The sequence below is a fragment of the Vibrio sp. 10N.222.46.A1 genome, assembly GCF_041473595.1.
GTDB classification, from domain to species: Bacteria; Pseudomonadota; Gammaproteobacteria; order Enterobacterales; family Vibrionaceae; genus Vibrio; species Vibrio tasmaniensis_A.
Genome location: NZ_JBFRSN010000087.1, coordinates 1 through 3,441, shown reverse-complemented (window position 1 = coordinate 3,441; position 3,441 = coordinate 1). Strand labels below are relative to the sequence as shown.

Here is a 3,441-nt window from a genome sequence, read left to right as displayed (position 1 = left end):
ATCCATAACAGTGACTTATGATGTGTACATTGAAATTCAACAAGCAAATATAGAAACTTTCTATCTAGCATGATTCACATTAAAATCATCAGGTTATGTACATAGAAACAGTATCTAACACCATGCAAATCTAGCGTTCTTCCAGAGCAAATTAGCCCCTATAAATCCAATGCTTGACCCTATACGGTAAGGTGTTTATATTGTCGCCCGCCCAACGGGGCACATCCTAAAATGCACACCGGCCATCCTGCCATCATTCGTGTATTTATATTGATGTTGTGAACTTCCATGCTAACGAAACTTCGTCCTTTTACTCGTGAATCGGGTGCGCTTATGCATCTTTCGGTTCCTATTATTTTGACTCAAATAGCGACCCAAGCGATGGGATTTGTCGATACGACAATGGCTGGCCAAGTAAGCCCTGCCGATCTCGCCGCTATTGCACTGGGTACTAGCCTTTGGATTCCTGTGTTGCTGCTACTTCGTGGCGTGATTATGGCGCTAACGCCTGTAGTCGCTTACCACCGCGGCGCACGTGACTTTCAAAGTATCTCTGTTGAGTTCTTCCAAATGGTTTGGTTGGCATTAATTGCTAGCGTCTTGCTCATCGCTTACTTAGTGAGTGCGAAACCGATCTTAGAGTGGATTGGGGTTGCCTCTGAGATCATTCCAATTGGTAGCGACTATGCGTTTGCCCTAGCCTTCGGTGTGCCGGGTATTGCCCTGTTTTACACCTTGAATGGCTTTTGTGAGGGTATGAACAACACCAAAGTACCGATGATCATTTCGGTGGTTGGTTTGTTGGTGAATATTCCGGTCAACTACGTGCTTATCTACGGCAAGTTTGGCTTCCCTGAAATGGGGGCTGTGGGCTGTGGCTGGGCGACTAGCTTAGTGTATTGGCTAATGTCGGGAATGCTGTATTCCTACATTAAAGGTCATCACCACTACAAAACCATCATCAACTTTTCAGATGCAAAGCCAAAAGCAAAAGAGATGCTTCACCTTCTAAGATTAGGTTTACCTATCGGCATGAACATCGCGGTGTGCGGCAGTATCTTTGCGGTTATCGCGTTGATGATTGGTCGTATTGGTGCAGAGAACGTGGCAGCCGCGCAAATTGCACTTAACATTTCGAGCCTGACTTACGTGATTCCGATGAGTATTTCGTTTGGTATTACGATTCGTGTTGGTCACGCTTTGGGTGAGAAAGACGAACTAGGCGCAATTGAGCGCAGTAAAGTCGGTATCTTAGTTGCAGCGTTAATTTCCTTGCTTTCGGTTGCGATGTTCCTGTTGTTCCCAGAGTGGATCATCAGGCTTTACACTACCGATCCTGCGATAAGCGCAACGGCAGCGGTATTGTTGACCTTTACTGCTATGTATCAATTCAGTGATGCTCTGCAAACCTCTGCTAACGGCGCATTACGTGGCTATAAAGATACTAAGATCCCGATGATGTTAGCCATCGCTTCATACTGGGGCTTAGCATTACCACTGGGCATGGTGCTCGGGCTAACAGACCACATTGTTCCAGCAATGGGTGAAGAAGGATTTTGGATTGGTATTCTTACGGGTTTAAGTATCTCTGCTACGCTGATGTTAGTTCGCTTGCGATTCGTGATTAAGAAGCGCGATTTACTGCCTTCAATTAACGCAGCAATTCGCTAATACTGCTTTAGTAAGCGAATACCGCACCGGAAAGTAAATACAAAAAAGCGCGTTACTGCCACTAGGCAGCAACGCGCTTTTTCTATTTAAATTGAGCTGTATTTATCTGTTTATCGCCAAATATGAGCCAGCAGCAATCATTATTCCACCAGCACTTTGATTTAATCTTCTATGCGCGCGTGGCGTTTTTAGCAAACCTGCCATTCTACCCGCGCCTACAGCGATAAGCATTAAACCGGACATTAGAGCAACAGATGCTAAACCAGAAACCAAGACAATATCTTGTGAGCGCAGAACTGTCAGATCAATGAAAGTCGGCAAGAACGAAATATAAAACAGAATCACTTTAGGGTTTGAAGCTGAAATCAAAAAGCCTTGCGCGAAACTCGCGAGTTCGGATTTCTGGCTCTGTTTGGCAGCGAGTTCAGCTGAGCCTTGCACTTCAGGTAAGCTCTTAAACATCTTATAGCCTAAGTAAATCAAATAAGCTGCACCAACGTAGCGAATCACCTCAAACGCAATCGACCAATTCTCGGCAATGGTCGCTAGGCCGAAGCAGGCGAGCGTAAGATAAATAAGGTCACTGCAAATCATACCTAACGAAAGCGTGATGCACTTGCGCCATCCATGAACCATACCACGAGCCAAAATCGCAAATACGCCAGGTCCCGGAGTAATACCAAATATAAACATGGCAATAAAGAATGTAACTGCGCCTTCTAGTGACATCTGCCGTCCCTCAAATATCATTCAACATTATAAGTTTTGAACGTATCACGGAGCTCCGATTCGGGTAAAGAACGTTTTTAACTAAAAACGATTCACACAACTCATGTTTTGAATAAGTGTCACACGTAATTTCCCCACTACGCCTAAGCCTAGCCTAGCCTTAACCCCAGACATAAACTTCAACTTAAACCAATCACCAAATTGTTTTTCGTTAAGACACAAAAAAGGCGAACCTAGAGGCCCGCCTTCGAAACAATGATCGAAAATCAACGTAACAAGATTAATTCAATATTGGTGACAACAACTCAGGGTTTACGACTATATTTCTCACACCGTGGGCGTGATCTTCGTTAAAGTCATTGCCTTCACACCAGCTACCTACTGTCGCGATATTTACTTTCGCGACTTGTGGACGAACGCTCCATGTTACTTGGAAGGGCGAACCTTGTTCATTATAACCAGGGCCTGTTGTAGAACCTGCGTATTGAATCGCTGAGCCAGTATCTTGTGGAATGTTGGTTGCTTGGTGCAAACCATCCACTTTAGAGTGTTTCGCCAATGCTTCGAAATCGAGTGCTTTGTCGTCATTCACTAATACGTAAACTTGGGTTTCTACACGCAGTTGCGGGTTGGTAATTGCATCGTTAAAACAAGCGCCCAGTGTTTCACCCGGTTCAACTTGTGCTGTCGAGTACACATAATGCACTTCGATGGTGTCACCTGAATGCAAAGAGCCATGAGCGCTCGGACAAACCTTGCCCTCAAATGGTTTCAGCTCAGCTGAACTCAACTTGCCTGTGTATTTAAATCCACTCTGGAATCCCTTACCATCACCGTTGCCAGCGTATTGAGTAAACTCACCGCCTTTATGCTCAGCGTTCTTATGGAAGTGAATATTACATAAGTTCATTGCTGTTGAATCAGGGGCATCCGAAAACAGTCTGGTATTTGTTCCTTCTAATGAACCCAAATCTCGTGGGGCTTGCGGGCCAAAACCTTGCCCTTGGGTGTTTTCAGAAAGCTTAGCTCTTTGTTCTGCGA

At 44.9% G+C, this 3,441-nt stretch carries 3 protein-coding genes; 1 reads left to right on the top strand and 2 read right to left on the bottom strand.

Annotated features, from left to right (window positions below):
- Positions 1 to 288 precede the first annotated feature (288 nt).
- Positions 289 to 1,671, top strand: coding sequence for an MATE family efflux transporter (locus AB4496_RS03225; RefSeq protein ID WP_032555026.1), 1,383 nt, complete (start codon positions 289 to 291; stop codon positions 1,669 to 1,671).
- Between the two features lie 102 nt (positions 1,672 to 1,773).
- On the opposite strand, the gene AB4496_RS03220 is transcribed toward AB4496_RS03225, so the two are convergent.
- Together AB4496_RS03220 and AB4496_RS03215 are read right to left on the bottom strand one after the other, a co-directional pair.
- Entirely contained in the window at positions 1,774 to 2,400 is a 627-nt protein-coding gene (locus tag AB4496_RS03220; RefSeq protein ID WP_032555025.1) for a LysE family translocator, read from the bottom strand.
- Between the two features lie 280 nt (positions 2,401 to 2,680).
- On the bottom strand, positions 2,681 to 3,441 hold a 761-nt coding region (locus AB4496_RS03215; RefSeq protein ID WP_372130583.1), incomplete at its 5' end, for a delta-class carbonic anhydrase.